This window comes from Mucilaginibacter polytrichastri (assembly GCF_001911425.1).
Taxonomy (GTDB): domain Bacteria; phylum Bacteroidota; class Bacteroidia; order Sphingobacteriales; family Sphingobacteriaceae; genus Mucilaginibacter; species Mucilaginibacter polytrichastri.
The window spans coordinates 5,085,009-5,108,514 of the sequence record NZ_MPPL01000001.1; the positions used below are offsets into that span (position 1 = coordinate 5,085,009).

The window sequence follows — 23,506 nt, forward strand, 5'->3', positions numbered from 1 at the left end:
GGGGGCTGTCTAAATAAGTAGCTAACTGCGTAATGCTTTTAGCTGCAATAGCAATTTGCTGTTGCAGCTCTGGCCAGTTGCGCTGCTCGATAGACTCACGGATACCAGGAAGGGTTTTAACGCCGTAACCGGTATAGAAACCAGGGGCATAAATGGTATGCTTAAACCATGGGCGGCGTGGCAAACCTTCTGTAGAAAGTAATTGCTGCTCGGCACGGTAAAGCTTTTGGTTCAACTTGTCCTGGTCTTTGCCAGACTGTGCTGCTTCTTCCCAGGCAGTGCCTAATTTATCGGTGCTTTGTTTCAGAGTCTCCAGTGCAGTTTTCAATGCGCTGAAATCGATCATAGGTACTTCAGATTTAATCTCCGGTTGTGGCAGGTGTTTGTCCGGGTCGTAAGCCAATGCGTATTGGTTTGTTTTAATCAAACCGTTGTTAATAGCAGTACTTTCACGCATCTGATCGGCCAGCTCTTGTACTTCTTTGCTGTAGCGGTCAATGGTGCTGTATAGGCTGCGGAAATCAAACGGAAGCACATCGGCGTCGGCCATACGTAAAGTGGCACGGCCAGCTACAGAAGCAAGTGCAGGACCATACATAAAATCGTGGTCTTTAAAACGAACATAACTATTGTACGAATCATAAATAGAGTGGTAATCTCCGCTTGGATCTTCGCCACCAAAACCTAAATCGAGCGTGGTAATGCCTAAGTGCTGCAAGAAAGCAGAATAATCAGAACCGGAACCCAGTGCACCTAAGCGAACTGTTTTTCTATCCAGTAATTCTTTTTTGCCTTTAACAGAAGATGTGCTAACCAGTTCGCGAGCTTTATCACGATCGTAAACACTTACCTTGGTTTGCGGGTCGGTTACGGCCTTTTCAATTTCGGTCATAAAGCCCTCCAGCGCGTGTGAGCCTTCTGCATTTAAAAAGCCACGGCCATTACTATCCGAGTTGATATACACTACTGCCTTTTGCTGTAGTTCTTTAGCATGATCTTCTGCATACTCGGTAGAGCCGATTAAGCTTGGCTCTTCGCCGTCCCAAGAGCAATAAACAATGGTACGTTTAGGTTTCCAGCCGGTTTTAAGTAAATCGCCCATTGCTTTAGCTTCATCCAGCATGGCAGCCTGACCGCTGATGGGGTCGCTTGCGCCATTAACCCAGCCATCGTGATGATTGCCGCGCATTACCCATTCGTCGGGATATTTAGAGCCCTTAATTTTAGCAATCACATCATAACAAGGAACCATATCCCAGTTAAATGCCAGGTTTAAGTGCACGGTTGCCTTACTCGGGCCAACATGGTAAGTAATTGGTAAGCCACCGCGCCAGTCTTCTGGTGCAACCTGGCCTTCTATTGATTTTAAGAACGGTAAGGCATCGTGATAACTGATGGGCAATACCGGGATCTTTAATATCGTTGGTGCTTCTAATCTTTCTAAACGCTTAGCTTCTTTGGTGGCGCCAACACCAGGAGTAAGGGGGTCGCCTGGGTAAATTACCATATCAAGTACAGAACCGCGTTGTACGCCGTACTCGCCTTTGTATGGGCCTTTAGGGTATACATCGCCTTGTACAAAGCCATCATCTTTAGGGTCCGAGTAAATGATACAGCCAATAGCGCCATGTTCATAAGCTACTTTTGGTTTAATACCGCGCCATGAGCGGCCGTATTTAGCAATTACTATTTTGCCTTTTACGTCTACCCCCATCTTTTGCAGCTGGTCGTAATCATCAGGTAAGCCGTAGTTTACAAAAACCAGTTCGCCGGTAACATCGCCATCGGCGCTCCAGGCATTATAGGTAGGTAGCTGCCCTGCCTGGCCGGATGTTGCATCTTCTGCCAGGGCCGGTTCTTTTAAAAGTGCAGTGTATGGGGTTGAACCATTCAGTTGCAGCACGCGGGTTTTGGGTGTTGGAAATAATACAGAATAAGTTTCTATATGTGCATCAAGACCAAAGCTTTTATACTTGGCCAAAATAGCTTCGGCCACAGCCTTACCTCCCGGCGAACCGAGGTGATGCGGAAATGCGGAAAGCTGTTTAATGCTTTCGCCAATACGCTTGGCGCTAAGGGATTGATCGAACTGTTTTTCGTGCTGCAGCTCTGTTGCTGCCGATGCCGACGAAAAACCGCTGATGTTTTGCTGCTGGGCCTGTGCAAAAGCCGATAAAGCCAGAAAACTAAGGGTAAAAGTTTTTTTCATGCTGAATTTTAAAAGGAACATTGAAATTTATTGATTTAAAATGAGTTCTACGCGTGTTTTTATGAAAAACCACAACATTTTCCTGTTTTTGATATCCTTAAACAAAAATTTATTGTTGCTGTTAACTGATAACAATAAATCAAACACAATATGCAATGGTTCGGTGGACGCGAAAGCGATAATGTAGAAGAAGGCAGCAGCAGTGGCGGCGGCCGTGGATTTGCCGTTGGCGGCGGGATTGTTGGCCTAATTGGCATGGTGATTTACATGTTTACCGGGTTTAACCCAGCCGCGCTTTTAAACGGCGGGCAGGATAGCAGCGGACAGCAACAGGTAAGTACCCATGTAGCGCACGCCCGTACCAAGCAGGAAAAACTAGCCATGATGGTATTTGCCGGAACAGAAGATGTTTGGGACAGCCTGTTTCGTGCGCAAAACAAAACCTATGAAAAACCGGTACTACACTTTTTTACCGGCAGCGTAGATGCGGGTTGTGGCTTTGCAAGTTCGGCAACAGGTCCGTTTTATTGTCCGCAGGACCAAAAAGTATACATCGATCTTTCTTTTTATAACGAACTCAGCGATAAATTTGGTGCACCCGGAGAATTTGCCCAGGCCTATGTAATTGCCCACGAGGTTGGCCACCACGTGCAAAACCTTTTAGGGGTATCGCAAAAGGTAGAAAACGCAGAGAGCCAGGCTGGAAGCGAAGCCGAACGCAACAAATACTCAGTAGCCCTTGAACTGCAGGCCGACTTTTACGCCGGCATATGGGCCCACTACGAAAACAAATACCACCAAAATGGACTCGTACTCAATGAGGCTGATATATCCAGCGCACTAAACGCCGCCAAACAAATAGGCGACGACCACCTGCAGCAAGAAACCCAGGGCCGTGTAGAGCCCGACTCCTTTACTCACGGAACCAGTGCCCAGCGCATGTATTGGTTTAAAAAAGGCTTCGATTCGGGAGATCTGAGTGAGGGGAATACGTTTAAGGAGATGGGATTGTAGGGGGAAAATAAAAGGTTCACTTATATCCGATTGCACACAAATTGCTCAATAAGTAATTTGCACAATGCCCAACATCCAATTCAACTATCTCTACCGGGACGCGGCCAACTATAAAAAATTTGGCTTTCAAATATTTCAAAATCCAGATCACATTAGCCAAGAAATGCTTGAAGGTTTAATTAAAACCAAACTTATCGACGGCGAATACTTTTATGCAAATGATTGGCAAATCTCCGATTTGTATTTAATACCTGGGATAGTGAAACAGATCACACCTTTCATGAGTTTGAATCTGTTGAATACACAGACGAACCGCCGAATACATTACTTAACTTAGGCGAGTTTATAATGCTGATCAAAAACACTAATTGGATCTATTAAATGAAACGCTATCCCCACTTACTAATTCTTTCCCTCCTACTCTTCGCGGCCTGTTCTTCGCACAAAGCAGTGGTAACTACAGGTGTTAACACCAAAAAAGTATACGAAACACAGGTGGATAGCTTTCTGGATGTTGCCAAACAAATGAACCCTGCTATGCTGACGGATAGTGCGGGTGTGGCTATTCCGTCGCAGTTTATTGCTACGGTGAATTTGAATTTGCGGAAGCCCAATTTTGTGATTCTACACTATACCGCGCAGGATTCTTTGCAGCAAACCATTAATACCTTCAGTTTGGTGCGTACCCAGGTGAGCGCGCATTATGTGGTGGGTAAAGATGGCAAAGTGGTACACATGTTGAACGATTATCTACGTTCCTGGCATGCCGGTGTAAGCAAGTGGGGAAGCGTTACAGATATGAATAGCTGCTCTATCGGTATCGAAATTGATAATAACGGAAATGAGCCGTTCTCTGAGCCACAGATTAAGAGCCTATTGCTGCTGCTGGCTCAACTGAAAAAGAATTATAACATCCCGCAGGCTAATTTTATTGGTCACGCTGATATAGCCCCCGGCCGGAAACCCGACCCTGGGCCGTTTTTCCCCTGGAAGCGCCTGGCCGAAAAAGGCTTCGGTTACTGGAGTGATGACATTGTGGTGCCTGCTCCCGACAATTTCGATTATGTTACCGCATTTAAGTTAATCGGCTACGATACCCGCAACATTAATGGAACCATCGACGCCTTTAAACGCCATTTCATACAAACAGACCTTACCCCGCAAATGACACCGCTGGATTTGAATGTGCTGTATAATGTTTATAAAAAGTATTCGCTGTAGAAGCAAGATACAAGAACCAGGAAACAAGACAAAAAAATAAGGCTGCGAATCATCTTCGCAGCCTTATTTGTATAGCAGAGTTCTTGTCTCTTGCTTCTTGACTCTATTTCTTAGCCCATCCATCCTTCAAGGTCACGGTGCGGTTAAACACCAGCTTGCCTGGGGTGGAGTGTTTGTCTAGCGTGTAGTATCCTTTGCGGATAAACTGGTAGCCTTTGCCCGGGATGGCCGTAGCAAGGTCGGGTTCTATATAGGCTGTAATTACGTGCAGGCTTTCCGGGTTAAGGTATTCTTTAAAGTCGCCTTCTTCGCTGGCCGGATCTTCTACTTTGAATAAACGATCGTACAATCTTACCTCGGCAGTATGGGCATGCGGAACGCTAACCCAGTGGATGGTGCCCTTTACATTGATCCCACTGGTATCGTGTCCCGACTTTGATTCAGGGATATAAGTACAATGGATCTCGGTGATGTTGCCTTCGGCATCTTTCACAAAATCTTCGCATTTAATAATGTAGGCATTTTTTAACCGCACCATTAAGCCAGGGCCTAAGCGGAAAAATTTCTTCGGTGCAACTTCCATAAAGTCCTCGCGTTCGATATAAATTTCTCTGCTAAACGGAATGTCACGGCCACCTTCGCCGCCTTCAACTTCCGGATTGTTTTCGCCGTGCAGTATCTCTCCCTCGCCTTCGGGGTAGTTAGTGATCACCAATTTAACCGGATCTAATACGGCCATACGGCGCCATGCGGTTTTGTTCAGATCCTCGCGGATACAGAACTCCAGCAGGCTCAGGTCGATAATATTTTCGCGTTTGGCTATACCAATACGTTCGCAAAACTCACGGATAGAAGCTGGCGTATAACCACGACGGCGTAAACCGCTAATGGTAGGCATGCGCGGATCGTCCCAGCTTTCCACATGGTTTTCTTTTACCAGTTGCATCAGCTTGCGCTTGCTCATTACGGTATAAGTCATGTTTAAACGGGCGAACTCGTATTGGTGCGACGGGAAAATTTCCAGCTCCTTTATAAACCAATCGTACAATGCACGGTGCGGAATAAACTCCAGCGTACATACCGAATGGGTAATTTCTTCAATGGCGTCAGATTGTCCGTGGGCAAAATCATACATCGGGTAAATGCACCATTTATCGCCGGTACGGTGATGTTTGGCATGTTTAATCCGGTACATCAACGGGTCGCGCAGATGCATGTTCGGCGAAGCCAGATCTATTTTGGCACGCAATACTTTAGCACCATCGGGATATTTACCGGCTTTCATTTCTTCAAACAGTTGTATGTTTTCTTCAATGCTGCGGCTGCGGTATTGGTTGGGCGTGCCCGGTTCTGTAGGTGTACCCTTTTGTGCGGCAATTTCTTCGGCAGTGCTATCATCTACATAAGCCAAACCCTTGCGGATAAGGTTTAGGGCGAAGGCATAGATCTGGTCGAAATAGTCGGATGCGTAAAGCTCGTTGGCCCAGTTAAAGCCCAGCCATTTAACATCTTCCTTAATGCTCTCTACATATTCGGTATCTTCGGTAACAGGGTTGGTATCGTCAAAACGAAGATTGGTTTGGCCGTTGTATTTCTGCGCCAGTCCAAAGTTTAAGCAAATAGACTTGGCGTGGCCAATGTGCAGATAACCATTAGGCTCGGGTGGGAAACGGGTGTGGATACGCCCACCGTTTTTACCGTCGCGGATATCTTCTTCAACAATCTCTTCTAAAAAGTTTAACGATCTTTCTTCGCTCATAAAAATTCAAAATATACTTGAATGGCAAATTTAGCAAAAAAATCAGGGAGAGAACGGTTTACATAATCTTGCTTAAAAACGCCATGCGTATAACGCCAAACGTCTAACAGAATCTTTGTACATTTACCCAGTCACCAATACTCGTTTTACATGAGTGAACACCAGTTTAACCGCCCCATAAGGGTATTAGTTGCCAAAGTAGGATTAGATGGGCATGATCGCGGCGCGCGGATCATTGCTACCTCGCTGCGCGATGCCGGGATGGAGGTTATTTATACCGGATTGCGCCAAACTCCCGAAATGGTGGTTAACACTGCCTTGCAGGAAGATGTGGACGCCATAGGGATTTCCATTCTCTCTGGTGCGCACATGACGGTTTTCCCTAAGATCATTAAACTGATTAAGGAAAAGCAAATGGATGATGTGTTGCTGACCGGCGGAGGAATAATCCCCGAAGCGGATGCTAAACAGCTGCAGCAAATGGGTGTAGGAGAGCTTTTTCCACCAGGGACAACTACTGCCGCAATAGTTGAATATATAACCGGTTGGGTTCACCAGCACCGTAATTTTTAATAACGACTATGGAATTTCAGAATCTATTAATTGAAGATAAAAACCGGATCAGGTATATTACCATTAACCGCGAAAGCAAGCTGAATGCGCTTAACCGCGATACTATTGCAGAACTGCATACCGCGTTTGCTAATGCCTTTAGCAACAAGGCCATTGGCGGCATTATTATTACCGGTGCCGGGCAAAAGGCTTTTGTGGCAGGTGCCGATATCGCAGAGTTTGCAGATTTGGATACAGAATCGGCAAGTCGGCTGGCCAAAGAAAATCAAGCTAAAGTTTTTGACCTGGTAGCCAATGGCAGCAAGCCGGTTATTGCCGCTATTAATGGCTATGCATTGGGCGGTGGTTTAGAGCTGGCATTGGCGGCCCATATCCGCATTGCATCAACTACGGCTAAAATGGGTTTGCCCGAAGTTACTTTAGGGTTGATACCCGGCTATGGCGGCACCCAGCGGCTCTCCAAATTGGTAGGCAGCGGCAAGGCATTCGAGATGATTTTAACAGCCGATATGATTACTGCCGATGAGGCATACCTGGTTGGTTTAGTAAATTATGTGGTAGAGCCGGGTGAAATAATTGCCAGAGCAGAAGCCCTTTTAAACAAAATGTTACAACGTGCGCCACTGGCATTGGCTGCTGCAATTGCTGCAATTAATGCTGCCGGCGCTCCCGATGGCTTTGATATAGAAATAGCCGAATTTGGAAAATGCTTTGGTAATAAGGACACTAAAGAAGGAATAACGGCTTTCTTAGAAAAGCGGAAGCCCGACTTTAGGGGAGAATAAAAGATTTTGGAACAAATAATGAGTCTATTTCGTATGCGAATAGAAAATTAACAAATTTGTAATTAACTTAAGGCGTTAAGTACATTTACCTTTTTAAAGAAAGTATATTGCCGATATGAAAAAGATTCTCATCGTTGATGATGAAGTGAACACCGCGTTGCTGTTATCTAAATTCCTTACACGAAATGGTTTTGAAGTGTCTACCGCTTCAAACGGCGGCAGCGCCATGGAACAACTTAAAAACGGCGAATACGATTTAGTTTTATGTGATTTCAGGCTGGAGGATACCGATGGCCGCGAGATGCTGAAAAGCATTAAATCTCAATATCCTAAAACGGGGGTTATTATTATTACCGGCTACTCTGATATTAAGATGGCTGTTGAGCTTATTAAAATGGGCGCTTATGATTATATCACCAAGCCGCTATACCCCGATGAGATTTTAAATACCATTAACAAAGCGATAGAAACCCACCATGCCCTGGTTACTGAGCCGCAGGAAGAACTGGCTGCTGTGTCATCAAAATCATCAAAAGAAAAACAAGTGATGGCCAGCGAGTTTGTGGTTGGTAAAAGCAAGGCATCAAAAGAGTTATTGCGCCAGATAGAGCTTGTTGCCCCTACTACCTACAGTGTAATTATTTTAGGCGAAAGCGGTACTGGTAAAGAGTCTGTTGCTAAAAGTATCCACCTTAATAGTCCGCGCCGCGATCAGCCATTTATTGCAATGGATTGTGGTTCGCTAACTAAGGAGCTTGCCCAAAGCGAATTTTTTGGCCACGAAAAGGGATCGTTTACCGGCGCATTATATACCAAAATAGGCCACTTTGAAATGGCCAATGGTGGCACCTTGTTTTTAGATGAGGTTGGTAACTTATCGTACGATATACAAGCCGCCCTGCTGCGCACCGTGCAGGAGCGCAAAGTAAAACGTATAGGCAGTACCAAAGAGATAGACCTGGATGTGCGCATAATTGTGGCAACTAACGAGAACCTGATGGATGGAATCCAGAAAGGTAAGTTTCGCGAAGATCTGTACCACAGGTTTAATGAGTTTACCATCTACATGCCACCATTGCGCGACAGGGGCGGTGATATAATGCTGATGGCCGAGCATTTTTTAAAAATAGCCAATAAAGAACTGGGCCGCGATGTACAGTATTTTGCACCGGATGTTGAAGAAAGTTTCATCAACTACCGTTGGACGGGTAACATCCGCGAATTAAAAAACGTGATCAGGCGGGCTACACTGTTAACTGAAGGTGATACCGTGCAGGCCAAAGCCTTGCCGTTAGAAATTTCTAACTATACAAAAATAGCACCGCTTATAGAGCATTCGCATAGTCACCAAACAGCAGATACATCTTCGGCTCCGGTAAAAGAGCACCATCACAACCGCAGCGATTTAAAAAATGCGGCGCTCGAAGCCGAGTATGATACGATATTAAAAGTTTTGCGTGAGGTTAATTTTAACAAAACCAAAGCTGCCGAAATATTGAATATCGACCGTAAAACCCTGTATAATAAAATGAAAGCCATTAATATAGGTAAGTAACTATGGCAGATGAGCGTGAAAAAAAAGATCCGGGGGTAGGTTCGCTAAAGCACGATATTCGCAATCAGCTTTCTAACATTACGCTTTGTGTAGAGCAACTTAAATTTGAGCTGCCCGAGCAAAACGAAGACATTACATTTTATATAGAAACCATTGCCGCCGGATGCAAAAAAATTAACGAACTGCTCAAGAGCACAGATTAGCTTTATTTAAAAAATGAATCTGGCCTGGATCAAAACTTAAGCTGCTTACGGCTGTATAAGTATTATTCAACGATATTTACTGGGAAGAAAGGGTAAAGGCGGGATGGCAAACGCAGGGCTACATCAATACTTATGTCTATCTTTAACTACAGGCAGCGCAATAATATAATCCTCATCAGCATTGTGGTGCTGGGGTGTTTGCTGTTATATTCTTTAAGCTCGCTTTTCAGTGCCATACTGGGAGCCATTGTACTCTTTACCATTTTTAGGCCGGGATATTTATACCTAACAGAAAAGCGTAACTGGAGCCGCTCTCTTGCTGCACTGCTCTTTATTTTTGTATCGCTTATTGTTATCGTTATTCCCTTTCTGTCGCTGAGTTTTATGGTAATTGGTAAAATTGCCAGCATCAGAGACGATCCTTTTTTTATTGATCAGCTGGTACTTAAAGCCAATGCTTTTGCAGGGTCTACATTTAACCAGCCCCATTTGGTTAATGATTTTTTGCAAAAGGTAAGCACCTATGCAACAGAGCTTTTTCCCTCTATTATAAGCGGGGCGGCTAGTATTTTATTAACCTTGTTAATTCTGTATTTTCTGCTGTATTTTATGTTAACGCAAATTTACGAGTTCGAGGCCGGGTTATTAAAATATGCTCCTTTCCGCGAGCAGCATGCCTTAAAGTTTGCGGTGGCTTTGCGTAATGCAACCTACTCTAACGTATTGGGGCAGGGCATTATTTCTGTAGTGCAAGGCTTATTACTGGCCAATGGCTTCTGGATAGTAGGCATCCCCGATGCGCTGTTCTGGGGAATAATAGGCGCCTTTATTTCTTTTCTACCGGTGGTTGGTGCGCCAACACTTTCTATACCGGCTGGTATTTACCTCATAATGCTGGGCCACAATTGGAAAGGGATTGGCATTATGGCCTATGGCCTGTTATTTATTGGTAATGTGGATAACGTTTTGCGTATGATCATCAATAAGCGGATAGGCAACACTCACCCCATTATTTCTATCATTGGGGTATTTATAGGCTTGCCGTTATTCGGTATTTTGGGCCTGGTTTTCGGGCCGGTATTACTATCTTATTTCCTGCTGCTGGTAGAAATTTATGAAACTAACCGCTTGGCCGCAGATAGGCTCGACCGGATAAAAACCGGAAATGACCTTTAGGGCGTAACACTAATTGTTAGCTTACAGGCGTTATTATATTGCGTTTAGAGGCCAAAACCGAATAAATTTGCATCCAATACAAACAAAAAGTCAACTTAAAAATTATAATACTATGAACGATAACTCAAAAACTATTTTGGCACTGCTTGCAGGGCTTGCAGCAGGAGCCGCATTAGGTATATTGTTTGCACCAGACAGAGGTGATGATACACGCGATAAACTTACTGATTCATTAAAAGGGTTAAGCGACTCTATTAAAGAATCGGCAGGTAAAGAAATTGAAAGCCTGCTTGGCCTTAAAGACAAGCTGGTTGATAACATCAAAACCAAAATTAAAGGTGCCGAAGACGAGTACCAGGATGACCTGGAACACGCATAACATTTAAAACAATAATACAATCCCGGGTTTTTACGCCCGGGATATATTTAAACGTGATGGAAGAAGAAAAAAAGGAAATACACCCGCCCATTTTAGAACAGCTTACAGAATATGCCGAAACGCGTATTAAGCTCACTAAATACAAGGTGATAGAAAAAAGTACATCTGTTGCCGCCGGCGTTGTAACTGATGTTGCTATTATGATAAGCCTGCTGTTGACCTTTTTGTTCGCCAGTTTCACGCTTGCACTTTTCCTGGCAGATGTTTTTCATTCTTACTGGAAAGGCTTTGGTGCCGTGGCTTTAATTTACCTGCTTATTGCTATCATCGTAATGAGCGCTAAGGGCAACTTTAAAAGGCCAATTGTTAATGCATTGATCAAAAAAATATTTAGCGAAAACTAGTGATGGATATACCTATTAAAACGATAAGTGACCTGCATGCCGAGATTATCAGATTGGAGAAAACGAAGCAACAGCAGGAAATGGATCTCAAACAAAGGCTTAATAGTCCGTCTTCTGTATTTTCGGCCGTAAAAAGCTTATTCCCATCATCCAATAGTACGCCTGGCAGTAGCATATTTAATCAGGATATTGTTGGTTTGATATCACGCTTTGTAATACCGCTTACTTTAAATAAAACCTTATTTAAAGGGTCCGGGTTTTTAGTTAAAACATTGGTTGGCCTGGTATCTCAAAAGGCTTCAACCTATATCAGCGAGGATTCTGTAACTGGTATTTGGGACAAGGCCAAAGGGCTTGTTACCGACCTGCTTAAGAAGAAAGATAAGCCTGCAAAGCCGAATTTTTCCGAACCTTCGGCAACCGCTTTATAGTCATTTCAATCTTTTAGTCGCACCGCAACGCTTAAAGTTTTATTTTTGCACTTTATTATTTATAAGTGGGAAAAGATAAACTAAAGCGTTTTGCCGAAATAGCAACCTTTGATAATGTTATACAGCTGGATGCCGGCAAGCCTTACAAAGGCAAATGGGCAAGTGATTTGTTTAAAAACAATAACCCTGTTGTATTGGAGTTGGCCTGTGGTAAAGGCGAGTATAGCGTAAACCTGGCGCAGTTATTTCCGGATAAAAATTTCATTGGCATTGATTATAAGGGTAACCGCATTTGGCGCGGAGCCAAAACTGCCATTGAAGAAGGTATTAATAATGTGGCTTTTCTGCGCATTCAGATAGAACTGATTGTAGATTACTTTGGCGAAAGCGAGATCGACGAGATTTGGATCACTTTCCCCGATCCACAACCGCAGATCAGCCGGGAGAAAAAGCGTTTAACCTCGCCCCGCTTCATTAACTATTACCGCCAGATATTACGCCCCGGCGCATTCATCAACCTAAAAACGGATAACGATGGCCTGCACCAATACACCGCGGATATTATTGCAGACCAAAAATTAAATCTGGTAGCTAAAACAGAAGATTTATATCATTCGGCGTTTTTAAACGAAGTACTAGCCATTAAAACCTACTACGAAAAAAAATACCTGAAGCACGACAAGAATATTAATTACTTGAAGTATTCGTTAACTTAGTGATATGGACTATCCTGAATTTTTCAATCACATTTACGAGGTTACCCGGCAAATTCCGTCGGGGCGTGTAACATCGTATGGTGCCATTTCCAAATTTTTAGGATCACCCAATTATTCACGCATGGTTGGCCGTGCCATGGGCGAATGCGGTAAAGCCGAACCACCCGTACCCTATTACCGCGTGGTTAACAGCACAGGGCATTTAACCGGCGACCCAGCTGCTAGCCGTCGAAGAAGAGAACTTTTAGAAAAAGAGGGCGTTGAGGTAATAGATGATAAGATTCAAAACTTCAAAAAAGTATTTTGGGACCCATCTAAGGAAATTAATTACGAATAGAAAATAAATACTTGAATTAGTCTGTGTATGCTCCGTAGGAGCTACCTGTTTATAGATTAATAATATTATTTTGTCTCGTTAGAGGCTACCCTATCAACCTACTAATGCCCCCATAAGGGTAGCCCCTACAGGGCAAAACTACTCCATATCGGTTTCTATAAACAGGTATCCCCTATGGGGAATCAAAAATATTACGTAGTTGAGTTTGTTTAAGAATTACAAATATTCCAACAGCTCCATCCTATTCCCAAAAGGATCTAAAAACGAAAATCTTTTCCGTCCTTCTATATCTCGCTGTTTCTGAATTTCCACACCATTTTGTAAAAGATGCGTTCTCGCTGCTTCGAGATCAGCGACCTCGAAAGCCGTATGCCTAATTGTTAAAGGATGAGCTTCCTCCACCCCAATGTGCAGTTCGATATCCGGCAACTGAAACCAGATCCCTAAATCGTTTAACTCAACCGGCCTATACTTTTGAGGGAGGCCGATAACTTCAGTATAAAACTTTCTGGCTTCTTCCAGGCGTTCTTCGGGTACGCAGATGTGGAGATGGTCGGTACGTTTAAATGATATCATGGTTAAAAAATGTTAATCAAAGATAGCCGATACATGACATCGAAAACAAGATTTTTAGCGAACATTGCAATCAATAACTTAGTAACCGAATAACTTAATAACTCAAAATATGGGACAGCTAGTAGAAGAATTTAACACCTACCGCGAAAAAATGAACGAGCGGATTATGGATACCGCCAACGTAAATATTAAACGCTTTTTTGCCTTAGATACCACTAGTTACGCTGAAGGCGCATTGGATGTAAAAACCAAAGAAATGCTGGGCTTGGTATCATCCATGGTGTTACGTTGCGACGATTGTATTAAATATCACCTGGGTAAATGCCACGAAGCCGGTGTCAACAGTGCAGAAATGAACGAGATTTTTATGATCGCTAATCTGGTTGGTGGCTCTATCGTTATCCCTCATTATCGCCGTGCTGTAGAGTATTGGGATGAATTGAACGGGTTTCAACAATAACACCCCGTAGAGGCACAATACTTTGTGTCTCTGTTTTATTCTCTATACAGAGACACAAAGTCTTGTGCCTCTACGGGAATGTTTTAGCTAATAAAATTAGTATCTTGCCAGCTTAAACCCGACGATCAATGAGCCAATCAAAAGAACCCAAACGTTGCGCATGGGCCGGAAGCGATGAGTTATATCAAAAATATCACGACGAAGAATGGGGCAAAACCACCCACGATGACGATAAACTATTTGAGTTCCTGCTACTCGAGGGCGCACAGGCCGGTTTAAGCTGGATCACCATTTTGCGGAGGCGCGATAATTACCGCAAGGCCTTCGCCAACTTCGATGCGAAGAAAATAGCAGCCTTCGATGAAAAAGATGTGGAGCGGTTGATGCAGGATGCAGGTATCATCCGTAATCGCTTAAAAGTTAATTCTGCTATTAAAAACGCGCAGTTGTTTCTGGATCTCCAAAAGGAGTTTGGCTCGTTTGATAAATATCTTTACAGCTTTATGCCCGATGGCAAGCCGATTGACAATTGTCCGCAGACAAGAGTAGCTGCTACCAGCCCCGAGTCTGACGCGATAAGTAAGGATATGAAAAAGCTAGGATTTAAGTTTTTTGGTTCTACTATTTGCTATGCCCACATGCAGGCTACCGGTATGGTCAATGATCATTTGGCGACTTGCGATTTTAGATAGTCTGAATCAGAATTTACAGAATTAGTGAATTTTCTGAATTTAGTTTTTTGTTACAGCCACATTAACCCCATTAATCTTAAATTTGCTCGATTACTTATTTGTAGGATTAAGGAATGAAACATTTTGATAATTCACTAATTCTGTAAATTTTGATTCAGACAATTAATATGAAAAAACTGTTTCTTCTGGATGGTATGGCCCTCATGTACCGGGCACATTTTGCATTAAGCAAAAACCCGCGCTTTACCTCTTCGGGCATTAACACTTCGGCGGTAATGGGCTTTACCAATACCCTGCTGGATGTGCTTAAAAAAGAAAAGCCTACACATATGGCCGTGGTTTTTGATACCGAAGCGCCAACCGAACGCCATACAGATTTTGCAGCCTACAAAGCCCAACGCCAGGCCATGCCCGAAGATCTTTCGGCGGCTATGCCCTATGTGTTTAAACTGATACTGGGTTTCAATATCCCGGTTATTACGTCTGACGGTTACGAGGCCGATGATATTATAGGCACGCTGGCCAAAAAAGCAGAAAAGAAAGGTTACCAGGTTTATTGCATGACACCTGATAAGGATTTTGCACAACTGGTATCAGAAAATATATTTATTTACAAACCCGCCCGTATGGGTAACGACATGGAGATACTGGGCGTTAAAGAGGTTTGCGAAAAATGGGAGATCGACGACGTTTGCAAAGTGATCGACATCCTCGGCTTGTGGGGAGATGCGGTGGATAATATCCCCGGTATTCCTGGTATCGGCGAAAAAACATCGAAGCTGCTGATCAAGCAATATGGTTCGATGGAAAATATTATTGCCCATAGCCATGAGCTAAAAGGCAAGATGCGCGAAAATGTAGAGAATTTTGCAGAACAGGGCTTATTGTCTAAAAAGCTGGCTACGATTTTATTAAACGTTCCGGTTGAACTGGATGAAGCAGGTTTAGAGATGTGCGCACCAAGCAAAGATCTGCTGGAGCCGCTATTTGCCGAGCTGGAATTTCGTACACTGGGCCGCCGTGTATTTGGCGACGACTTTAGTATCACAGAAATTAAAGCCAGTGGTATACAAACAGATTTGTTTGGTAACCCTACCGCTAGCGGACGCACCACGTTAACAGTCGACATAAGTGATATTGCTACTAATGATTTGCCCGAAGCCGGTAAAAACATTACCAATGTGGAGCATACCTATCATTTGGTTGACGATTTTGAAAAGCGTGCTGAGTTGATCAGGCTTTTAAAGCAGCAAAAGAGCATTTGTTTTGATACCGAAACTACTGGCACCGACGCCAATTTTTGCGAACTGGTGGGTTTCTCATTCTCTATTAAACCGGGCGAGGGCTGGTATATACCAGTGCCCGCCGATCAGGGGGAAGCTCATGCCATCGCTTTAGAGTTTAAAGACTTGTTAGAAGATGAAAATATCGACAAAATAGGCCAAAATATTAAGTATGATATTTTAATGCTGAAATGGTACGGTATCGATGTAAAAGGCAAATTGTTTGATACCATGATGGCGCACTATGTGCTCGATCCGGATACAAGGCATGGCATGGATATCCTGTCAGAAAACTATCTCGGTTATAAACCGGTATCTATTACTACCCTGATTGGTCCGAAAGGGAAAAACCAGTTAAGCATGCGCGATGTGCCGGTGGAGCAGGTTAAAGAATACGCCGCAGAAGATGCCGACATTACGCTGCAACTTAAAAACGTTTTTGAACCGAAGATTAAAGAGGTAAACGGTGAAAAGCTGATCCACGAAATAGAACATCCGCTGATTTACGTACTAGCAGATATGGAGTTTGAAGGCGTACGTATTGACGAGCCTACACTGCGCGAGTTTTCGAAAGATCTGGAATTGGACCTGGTTCGGCTGGAGAAAGTGGTTTATGAAAAAGCCGGCGTACGTTTCAATATCTCCTCCCCAAAACAACTGGGCGAGGTATTGTTCGAAAAGTTGATGCTTGACCCTAAGGCCAAAAAAACTAAAACTGGCCAATACCAAACAGGTGAGGATGTATTATTGGCTTTGGCTAATAAAAGCGATATCGTACGCGATATCCTGGATTTTCGGCAGTTACAGAAATTAAAATCAACCTATGTGGATGCTTTGCCCGAGTTAATTAACCCTAAAAGCGGCCGCCTGCATACCTCTTACAACCAGGCCGTTGCTGCAACGGGCCGTTTAAGTTCCAATAATCCTAACTTACAAAATATACCTATCCGTACCGAGCGTGGCCGCGAAGTGCGTAAGGCTTTTATCCCCCGTGATAGTGATCACCGCATTGTATCTGCCGATTATTCGCAGATAGAACTCCGCTTAATTGCCGAGATCAGTAAGGACGAAAATATGTTGGATGCCTTTGCCAAGAATCTCGATATCCACACGGCTACCGCAGCCAATGTTTATGGTGTTGCGTTGGACGCTGTGGATAGCACCATGCGCCGTAATGCAAAGGCAGTAAATTTTGGAATTATTTATGGGCAGTCGGCCTTTGGTCTATCGCAAAGTTTAGGTATTCCGCGTAAAGAAGCTGCTGAAATGATAGAGCAATATTTTGCACAATACCCGGGCATCAAAAATTATATGCGCGATACCATGAACTTCGCCCGCGAAAATGGTTATGTGCAAACCCTGATGGGTCGTCGCCGTTATTTGCGCGATATCAATTCGGCCAACCAAACCGTACGCAGCTTTGCCGAGCGAAATGCCATTAACGCCCCGATACAGGGCTCGGCGGCAGATATGATTAAGATTGCTATGATCAATATTCACCGCGAATTAAAGGTTCAAAAACTCGATGCCTGTATGACCATGCAGGTGCATGATGAGTTGGTTTTTGATGTGCCGGTTGGTGAGGTTGACCTGGTAAAACCGATTATAGAATACAATATGAAAAACGCCATTAAAACAGGTGTACCCATAATGGTTGAGATTGGCACCGGTTTAAACTGGCTCGAAGCACATTAAACTCTTTAAATTATTGATTTAGTAATTTGCCTTTTTGAATATTGTATTCTGATTCTGTGATGGCACCGCTATCTAAGAGATCTTTGTATTTTTTTAATTGATCTGCCGTAGATTCATTTGTATAAAATGGCTGTTCATAGATGATTTTTCTTGAACAATAGACAATAATTACACCAATAAATCCAAGAAACAAACCAAGTAATAGTCCTGTGGTTGAACCAATGTTTCTTTCTTTGCCAGCATTATAGCCCCATAATGCAAATAACAACCAAATAAATAAGATAATAAATTCAGGAGCTCCCATTGTGTTTAAAAGGTTAAGTTGAGAATAAATATATTAGGTATTTTGAAGATACTAAATATATTTAGAAAACCTATATTGGGTAGAGATGCAGATATTAAATACAAGAAGGCGTGACGCTTAAATCGCTATTTCATTGCAAATAAATTGACAAAATATAACCCTATAGTAAACAAACAGATTGCCACCATTATGGGTTTGTGTATTGGGTAAATGTTTTTTACCTTGACAACAATATAACCCGTAATGAGAATTTATCATCTGAGTGCAGAATGTTACCCTGTTGCTAAAGTAGGCGGGCTAGCCGATGTTGTAGGTGCCTTGCCTAAATATCAAAATCAGGCCGGCCTTAATGCGGCAGTTGTGCTACCCTATTATAACCGAAAATTTGTACGCGAGCACCAGTTTGATGTGGTGTTTCAGGCTTCTACCCTGGTGGGTAAAAGGCGCTACGAATTCGAGATCTTAAAAGAGCGCGACAATGTACTTGGTTTTGAATTGTACCTTGTAAGTATTCCCGGTTTACTGGACCGCGAAGAAGTTTACAGCTACCCCGACGAGCGCGAGCAATTCATCGCCTATCAACTGGCTTTTTTAGATTGGATCAACTGGTCGCAGCAATCGCCGGATATTATCCATTGCCATGATCATCATGCCGGGCTTGTTCCTTTTCTGCTGCAGCACTCGGCGCTTTATAAACGCATTTCAAAAACACCGGTTGTTTTTACTATCCATAACGGGCAGTATCACGGTGCTTTCGGCTGGGATAAGGTAGGTTTGCTGCCCGAGATAGATATGATGGCAGCTGGCTTGTTAGAGTGGAATGGCGGTATAAATTCATTGGCAGCAGCAGTTAAGTGCTGCGCTAAATATACCACGGTATCGCCAAGCTACCTGCAAGAGCTAACAATACAGAGTAATGGGCTCGAATATCTCTTCCACCTCGAAGGTTGGAAAGGCACCGGTATCATCAACGGTATAGATACCGATGTTTGGAACCCCGAAGCCGATACCATGATTGCGGCAACTTATTCCTTAAAAAAACCGGCCGGGAAAGCCAAAAATAAGAAAGCATTGTGCGAGCGTTTTAACCTCGACCCCAATAAACCGCTGGTTTCATTCATCGGCAGGTTGGTATTGGAGAAGGGAGCAGATTTAATAGCCGACGCCCTAGCACAAAGTATTAATGAGCTGGCCGGGCAAGTGAACTTTTTAGTACTGGGCACTGGCGATGTTTATATTCAGGATCAATTAAAGGCAGTAGCCGAACGTTATCCTGAAAATTGCCAGGTTTATATCGGGTATGATGAAGAACTTTCGCACCTCATCTATGCGGGGTCAGATTTTCTGCTGATGCCATCGCGGGTAGAGCCTTGCGGCCTTAACCAGCTTTATGCTTTACGCTATGGTACCGTACCCATTGTACGGAGTACTGGCGGCTTAAAAGATACCGTGATTGATTTTGGTGATGAAGGTGGTTACGGCATCCGCTTTAACCAGGCCAGCGTTGCCGATATTAGCTATTCAATTGGTAGGGCATTATCACTTTATCAGAACACTGTGCAGTTACAATTGTTACGTAAACGAATGATGGCGCTTGATTTCTCCTGGAACCAGTCGACCGGTCAATATATACAACTATACCAAAGTTTAACACCTAAGTTATGATATCTAAAGTAATAAGCATTGTGCTTGGTGGCGGGCAGGGAAGCCGCCTATCGCCATTAACAGCCACACGTTCTAAACCGGCAGTGCCAATAGCCGGAAAATACAGGCTGGTTGATATACCAATTTCAAACTGCCTGCATTCGGGTATAGATCGCATTTTTGTTTTAACGCAGTTTAATTCGGCATCACTTAACAAACACATTAAAAATACGTATCACTTTAGCAGCTTTAGCGAGGCTTTTGTTGATATTCTGGCGGCAGAGCAAACGCCGTCGAGTGGGGGCTGGTTTCAGGGTACTGCAGATGCAGTACGTCAGAGCTTACACCATTTGGCAGTACATGAGTTTGATTATGTGCTGATCCTTTCGGGCGATCAATTATACCAGATGGATTTTGAGGAAATGATTGCGCAGCATATTAAAGAAGAAGCTGATATTACGCTGGCCACCATACCTGTGCATGCCAATGACGTACCCGGCTTCGGTATTTTAAAAACAGATGAAGAGAATAACGTAACCTCATTTATAGAAAAACCAAAGACAGACTTTGGTAGCTGGGCATCAGAAGTAAGCGACGAAATGGCCGCACAGGGCCGTGTTTACCTGGCTTCTATGGGCATCTATCTTTTCAATAAGAAAGCATTATATGACCTGTTAGACGGAAATGAGCATCCCGATTTTGGAAAAGATATTATTCCGCAATCTATCGGTACGCACAAAATGATCAGTTACCAGTTTGAAGGATACTGGACAGATATTGGTACCATTCCATCCTTTTTCGAAGCCAACCTGGGTTTAACTGATGATATCCCGCAGTTTAACTTGTTTGATAAAAACTATATCTATACCCGCGCGCGGATGTTGCCGCCATCTAAAATATCGGGTACGCATCTCGAAAAAACGATTATATCAGACGGGTGCATTATCAATGCCAGCAAGCTTAGCCGTTGTATCATCGGCATACGTACCCGCATAGGTGTAGATACCGTAATTGAAAGCTCCTATGTAATGGGGGGCGATAATTATCAAACGCTGGAGCAGATAGAAGAAGCACGGATTACCGATAAGCCAATTATGGGTATTGGCGACAGGTGTACCATTAAAAACGCTATCATCGACAAAAATTGTTACATCGGTAATGATGTATCTATTAATTGCGGCGATAAAATAGAAGATGGTGATTATGGGTCTTACACCTGCCAGGATGGTATTGTAGTAATTAAGAAACGGGCTGTTATACCAAACGGTACTGTTATTTAATAAAAACAAGCATACCGGTTATTTGTACTTTATATAACGAAGTTTAATAATTATCACTAAAAAACAATTTGTTATGAAAAAAGTATTTTGTGTAATTGCTTTAGCAGCAATCTGTTCAGGCAGTGTATTTGCCCATTCTGCCCCGGTTAATACGGTTAAAACTACTTTAGCGGCGGATACCGTTAAGAAAAAAGCTGTAAAGAAAAAAACCACCACTAAAAAGAAAACCACAACCAAGAAAGACACTACAGCAAAAATGTAAGTGAACTTTAGAGGTCATAAAAAAAGCTCGCCGAATTTTTCCGGTGAGCTTTTTTGTTTAGTATATAAGCTTACAGATCAACAGAACCACCAATCTCTGGTAGTTGTATGTTGATGCCGGCCTTAATAAATTTAGCACGGGCCTCTTCCTTATCCAGCTTTATTGGCGGGAAGGTATCGTAATGTACACCAATTACATTTTGGCAGTTAACAAAGCCAGCGGCTTTAATAGCGTCATCAACACCCATGGTGTAATTATCGCCAATTGGTAAAATAGCCCAGTCAATGTTATCATCAGCCAAAAGCTTCATATCGTAAGTTAATGCAGTATCGCCGGCAAAATAAATATTTTTACCCTCATTGGTGTAAATTACAAATCCTGCAGGGTTGCCGCCATAGCTGCCATCGGGCATGCTGCTGGAGTGGATGGCGTTAACCATTTTAACGCGGCCAAATTCAAATTTAAAGCTGCCGCCAATGTTCATGCCATGCGTATTGTCTATCCCTTGTGCGCCCAGCCAGCCGGCTATTTCGGCAATGCAAATTACTTTGGCACCGCTGTTTTTTTGTATGGCGGCCAAATCTGCCACGTGATCGCCGTGGCCGTGGCTTAATAAAATATAATCAGGCTTTAAATTGTTAATATCAATATGTTTGGCCAGTTCATTGGGTGTAATAAATGGATCGAACAATAGTTTTTTGCCACCGGTTTCTAACTCAACCGTTGCGTGTCCATAAAAGGTAATTTTCATAAGTAGATTTTTGTTGTTAAGATTTTATTTGCCGAACATGCCGCCCAGGCCACCAAACATATCTTTGGTCATGGCAGCCATTTCACTTTGGCTTATATTGTCGGCTTGCTCAAGGGCTTTATTTAAAGCCACTAATAGCAGTTCTTCTAATTCCTCGCGCTCTGCCTGTTTGTAAAATTCGTCATCAATAGTAACGGCTTGTATTACTTTATTGGCGTTTGCGGTAACTGTAATTTTACCACCTTCGGCAGTGCCGGTAACGGTTATGGCATCGAGACGCAGTTTAGCTTCTCCTGCCTTTTGCTGTGCTTCAAATAATTTGTCGAACATGAGTTTGCTATTTAATGATTGAGTTTATAGGTTTTGCCAGGCTAACTTATTGATTAAGTTATAATTATTTAACAAAATAAAGAAAAACTTATTCAATAAATCAATAGCCTTATTTAAAAATTACTGGTCTTCTGCGGTATCTCCATTGCCGCTATAGGCGCTTTTGCGTACAACAGGCATGCCGGTCATTTTAAACAGATCATCCAGATGCAGCAGGCTGCCATTTACCACGTTGCCAAGCAATACAATGGTAATATCGTTTTTCATATCCCGTAAAAAAATATGTCTGAAACCATGCCACCAACCTGTATGGTAAACCACTTTTTCGTTAGGGCCTTCAAATAAGCGCCAGCCGTAACCATAGTTAAAGTGGCCGCGTATCATGGGGTTGCGGTCTGTATAGGCAGAGTCTTGCGATGCTTTTGAAATTAATCTGTTGGCGCGCATAGCCCGGTCAAATAAAAACAAATCGCCAACGGTGCTGTAAATTCCTTTATCACCAACAGGGCCATCTAAAAAGTTTTGTGCTACAGAATACTTCCAGCTGTTACGGTCATGACCTACTACATCAACCGGTATTTTTTCATACGTGGCTTTGGAGTAAACGTCGGTATGGGCCATGCCTGCTGGCTTAAACACATTCTCTTTCATAAACTGCGCACAAGGCATGCCGGTTACTTTTTCAATAATGGAGCCTAACACCATAAAATTAGAGTTGTTGTACAAGAACCGCGCATTGGGTTTATTAAATGGATTGGGCTTGTACTGGGCTATCATTTCCATAGCCTGCTGGTTGGTAACACCTTTGTGCTGGTCGCGGTGTTCGCTACGAAATACGCCATCAATAAAATAAACGTAATTCATCAGCCCAGAACGGTGTGTAAGCAAAAGCCTGATGGTGATGCCGGCATAGGGGAAATTAGGAAAGAAATCGCGCACATCCTGATCCAGCTTTAACTTGCCGCGTTCCATCAGCATAAGTATGGCAGTAGATGTCATGGTTTTTGAAACCGATGCCAGTTCGAAACGCGAACCTATCTTTAAACTATCGCGGGTTAAGTGATTGGCCCAGCCGAAGGCGTTCTCATAAATTATTTTACCTTTTTTTGCTACCAGCACATTGCCGTTAAAGCCGCTTACCTGGTGCAAATGTCTCATAAAAGCATCTATTTGCGGGTCGGCCTTTTTTGGGTCATATTGCAATAGTTTTTGGGTGTCAAGGGGGGCTGTATTAATAGCGGCGGCGGCTTGTGTGGTAGCATTTTGTTGTTTTGATGAACAAGAAGCTAACAAAATAACAGAACAAAGGGCCGAAATAAACTTTAAGGGCGTTAAACTCATTGGAGGTAAAAATACTATCGCTTTAATTAATGCGAAAGTCAGAAATTATACACCACTTAAAAAGGAAAGTTTCAAATATTTTATTAAAACGACAAATCTTTGCAGCACCGGAGCGGCGGGGAGAAA

At 43.2% G+C, this 23,506-nt stretch carries 25 protein-coding genes; 18 read left to right on the top strand and 7 right to left on the bottom strand.

Annotated features, from left to right (window positions below; genetic code table 11):
* Positions 1 to 2,209, bottom strand: a 2,209-nt coding sequence (locus RG47T_RS21915; RefSeq protein WP_139302440.1) for a transferrin receptor-like dimerization domain-containing protein, incomplete at its 3' end; no start/stop codon positions are given.
* A 150-nt stretch (positions 2,210 to 2,359) separates the two neighbouring features.
* On the opposite strand from RG47T_RS21915, the gene ypfJ reads away from it, so the two are divergent.
* Both ypfJ and RG47T_RS21930 read left to right on the top strand, forming a co-directional pair.
* The gene (ypfJ, locus tag RG47T_RS21920; RefSeq protein WP_074491763.1) at positions 2,360 to 3,223 is read left to right on the top strand and encodes a KPN_02809 family neutral zinc metallopeptidase; all 864 of its coding nucleotides are present in this window, start codon (positions 2,360 to 2,362) and stop codon (positions 3,221 to 3,223) included.
* Between the two features lie 381 nt (positions 3,224 to 3,604).
* The gene (locus RG47T_RS21930; protein ID WP_074491768.1) at positions 3,605 to 4,444 is read left to right on the top strand and encodes an N-acetylmuramoyl-L-alanine amidase; all 840 of its coding nucleotides are present in this window, start codon (positions 3,605 to 3,607) and stop codon (positions 4,442 to 4,444) included.
* A gap of 103 nt (positions 4,445 to 4,547) precedes the next feature.
* On the opposite strand, the gene RG47T_RS21935 is transcribed toward RG47T_RS21930, so the two are convergent.
* Positions 4,548 to 6,203: a glutamine--tRNA ligase/YqeY domain fusion protein gene (locus tag RG47T_RS21935; protein ID WP_074491770.1), complete on the bottom strand. Its 1,656-nt coding sequence runs from the start codon at positions 6,201 to 6,203 to the stop codon at positions 4,548 to 4,550.
* A 150-nt stretch (positions 6,204 to 6,353) separates the two neighbouring features.
* Between RG47T_RS21935 and RG47T_RS21940 the strand changes: the two genes are divergently transcribed.
* The 10 genes from RG47T_RS21940 to RG47T_RS21985 all read left to right on the top strand — a co-directional run bounded on the left by RG47T_RS21940 (position 6,354) and on the right by RG47T_RS21985 (position 12,762).
* Positions 6,354 to 6,776, top strand: coding sequence for a cobalamin B12-binding domain-containing protein (locus RG47T_RS21940; protein WP_074491772.1), 423 nt, complete (start codon positions 6,354 to 6,356; stop codon positions 6,774 to 6,776).
* 8 nt (positions 6,777 to 6,784) lie between these two features.
* Positions 6,785 to 7,561, top strand: coding sequence for an enoyl-CoA hydratase-related protein (locus tag RG47T_RS21945; protein WP_074491774.1), 777 nt, complete (start codon positions 6,785 to 6,787; stop codon positions 7,559 to 7,561).
* Between the two features lie 115 nt (positions 7,562 to 7,676).
* On the top strand, positions 7,677 to 9,116 hold the full coding sequence (locus RG47T_RS21950) for a sigma-54-dependent transcriptional regulator (protein ID WP_074491776.1): 1,440 nt from the start codon (positions 7,677 to 7,679) through the stop codon (positions 9,114 to 9,116).
* 2 nt (positions 9,117 to 9,118) lie between these two features.
* A complete protein-coding gene (locus RG47T_RS21955; protein WP_074491778.1) occupies positions 9,119 to 9,319 on the top strand; it encodes a hypothetical protein in 201 nt (66 codons plus the stop codon).
* A gap of 132 nt (positions 9,320 to 9,451) precedes the next feature.
* The gene (locus tag RG47T_RS21960; RefSeq protein ID WP_074491780.1) at positions 9,452 to 10,495 is read left to right on the top strand and encodes an AI-2E family transporter; all 1,044 of its coding nucleotides are present in this window, start codon (positions 9,452 to 9,454) and stop codon (positions 10,493 to 10,495) included.
* A 112-nt stretch (positions 10,496 to 10,607) separates the two neighbouring features.
* On the top strand, positions 10,608 to 10,874 hold the full coding sequence (locus tag RG47T_RS21965; RefSeq protein ID WP_074491782.1) for a YtxH domain-containing protein: 267 nt from the start codon (positions 10,608 to 10,610) through the stop codon (positions 10,872 to 10,874).
* 56 nt (positions 10,875 to 10,930) lie between these two features.
* Entirely contained in the window at positions 10,931 to 11,278 is a 348-nt protein-coding gene (locus RG47T_RS21970) for a phage holin family protein (RefSeq protein ID WP_074491784.1), read from the top strand.
* Positions 11,279 to 11,280: 2 nt separating this feature from the next.
* A complete protein-coding gene (locus RG47T_RS21975; protein ID WP_074491786.1) occupies positions 11,281 to 11,709 on the top strand; it encodes a hypothetical protein in 429 nt (142 codons plus the stop codon).
* A 65-nt stretch (positions 11,710 to 11,774) separates the two neighbouring features.
* A complete protein-coding gene (trmB, locus tag RG47T_RS21980; protein ID WP_074491788.1) occupies positions 11,775 to 12,425 on the top strand; it encodes a tRNA (guanosine(46)-N7)-methyltransferase TrmB in 651 nt (216 codons plus the stop codon).
* 4 nt (positions 12,426 to 12,429) lie between these two features.
* The gene (locus tag RG47T_RS21985; RefSeq protein WP_074491790.1) at positions 12,430 to 12,762 is read left to right on the top strand and encodes an MGMT family protein; all 333 of its coding nucleotides are present in this window, start codon (positions 12,430 to 12,432) and stop codon (positions 12,760 to 12,762) included.
* A gap of 216 nt (positions 12,763 to 12,978) precedes the next feature.
* Here the strand turns inward: RG47T_RS21985 and RG47T_RS21990 are convergent, their stop codons facing one another.
* On the bottom strand, positions 12,979 to 13,338 hold the full coding sequence (locus RG47T_RS21990; protein WP_074491792.1) for a VOC family protein: 360 nt from the start codon (positions 13,336 to 13,338) through the stop codon (positions 12,979 to 12,981).
* A gap of 109 nt (positions 13,339 to 13,447) precedes the next feature.
* On the opposite strand from RG47T_RS21990, the gene RG47T_RS21995 reads away from it, so the two are divergent.
* The 3 genes from RG47T_RS21995 to polA all read left to right on the top strand — a co-directional run bounded on the left by RG47T_RS21995 (position 13,448) and on the right by polA (position 17,468).
* Positions 13,448 to 13,798, top strand: a complete 351-nt coding sequence (locus RG47T_RS21995) for a carboxymuconolactone decarboxylase family protein (RefSeq protein ID WP_074491794.1) — start codon at positions 13,448 to 13,450, stop codon at positions 13,796 to 13,798.
* A 128-nt stretch (positions 13,799 to 13,926) separates the two neighbouring features.
* Positions 13,927 to 14,490 (top strand): DNA-3-methyladenine glycosylase I, encoded by a 564-nt coding sequence (locus RG47T_RS22000; protein WP_074491796.1) that lies wholly within the window; start codon positions 13,927 to 13,929, stop codon positions 14,488 to 14,490.
* A gap of 167 nt (positions 14,491 to 14,657) precedes the next feature.
* Positions 14,658 to 17,468: a DNA polymerase I gene (gene polA, locus RG47T_RS22005; RefSeq protein WP_074491798.1), complete on the top strand. Its 2,811-nt coding sequence runs from the start codon at positions 14,658 to 14,660 to the stop codon at positions 17,466 to 17,468.
* A 10-nt stretch (positions 17,469 to 17,478) separates the two neighbouring features.
* On the opposite strand, the gene RG47T_RS22010 is transcribed toward polA, so the two are convergent.
* Positions 17,479 to 17,772: an SHOCT domain-containing protein gene (locus RG47T_RS22010; RefSeq protein ID WP_074491800.1), complete on the bottom strand. Its 294-nt coding sequence runs from the start codon at positions 17,770 to 17,772 to the stop codon at positions 17,479 to 17,481.
* Positions 17,773 to 18,015: 243 nt separating this feature from the next.
* Between RG47T_RS22010 and RG47T_RS22015 the strand changes: the two genes are divergently transcribed.
* The 3 genes from RG47T_RS22015 to RG47T_RS22025 all read left to right on the top strand — a co-directional run bounded on the left by RG47T_RS22015 (position 18,016) and on the right by RG47T_RS22025 (position 20,958).
* Positions 18,016 to 19,437, top strand: a complete 1,422-nt coding sequence (locus tag RG47T_RS22015; protein ID WP_074491802.1) for a glycogen synthase — start codon at positions 18,016 to 18,018, stop codon at positions 19,435 to 19,437.
* A complete protein-coding gene (locus RG47T_RS22020; RefSeq protein ID WP_074491804.1) occupies positions 19,434 to 20,696 on the top strand; it encodes a glucose-1-phosphate adenylyltransferase in 1,263 nt (420 codons plus the stop codon). The genes RG47T_RS22015 and RG47T_RS22020 overlap by 4 nt, the downstream gene beginning before the upstream one ends.
* Positions 20,697 to 20,769: 73 nt before the next feature.
* Entirely contained in the window at positions 20,770 to 20,958 is a 189-nt protein-coding gene (locus tag RG47T_RS22025; protein ID WP_074491806.1) for a hypothetical protein, read from the top strand.
* Between the two features lie 70 nt (positions 20,959 to 21,028).
* Here the strand turns inward: RG47T_RS22025 and RG47T_RS22030 are convergent, their stop codons facing one another.
* From RG47T_RS22030 to RG47T_RS22040, 3 genes are all read right to left on the bottom strand, one after another.
* Complete coding sequence (locus tag RG47T_RS22030; protein ID WP_074491808.1) at positions 21,029 to 21,709, bottom strand: metal-dependent hydrolase; 681 nt, start codon at positions 21,707 to 21,709, stop codon at positions 21,029 to 21,031.
* A gap of 24 nt (positions 21,710 to 21,733) precedes the next feature.
* Positions 21,734 to 22,039 carry a YbaB/EbfC family nucleoid-associated protein gene (locus RG47T_RS22035; RefSeq protein ID WP_074491810.1) on the bottom strand — a complete coding sequence of 102 codons (306 nt, stop codon included), beginning with the start codon at positions 22,037 to 22,039 and terminating at the stop codon, positions 21,734 to 21,736.
* Positions 22,040 to 22,159: 120 nt separating this feature from the next.
* Positions 22,160 to 23,380, bottom strand: coding sequence for a serine hydrolase domain-containing protein (locus tag RG47T_RS22040; protein ID WP_074491812.1), 1,221 nt, complete (start codon positions 23,378 to 23,380; stop codon positions 22,160 to 22,162).
* Positions 23,381 to 23,506 lie beyond the last annotated feature (126 nt).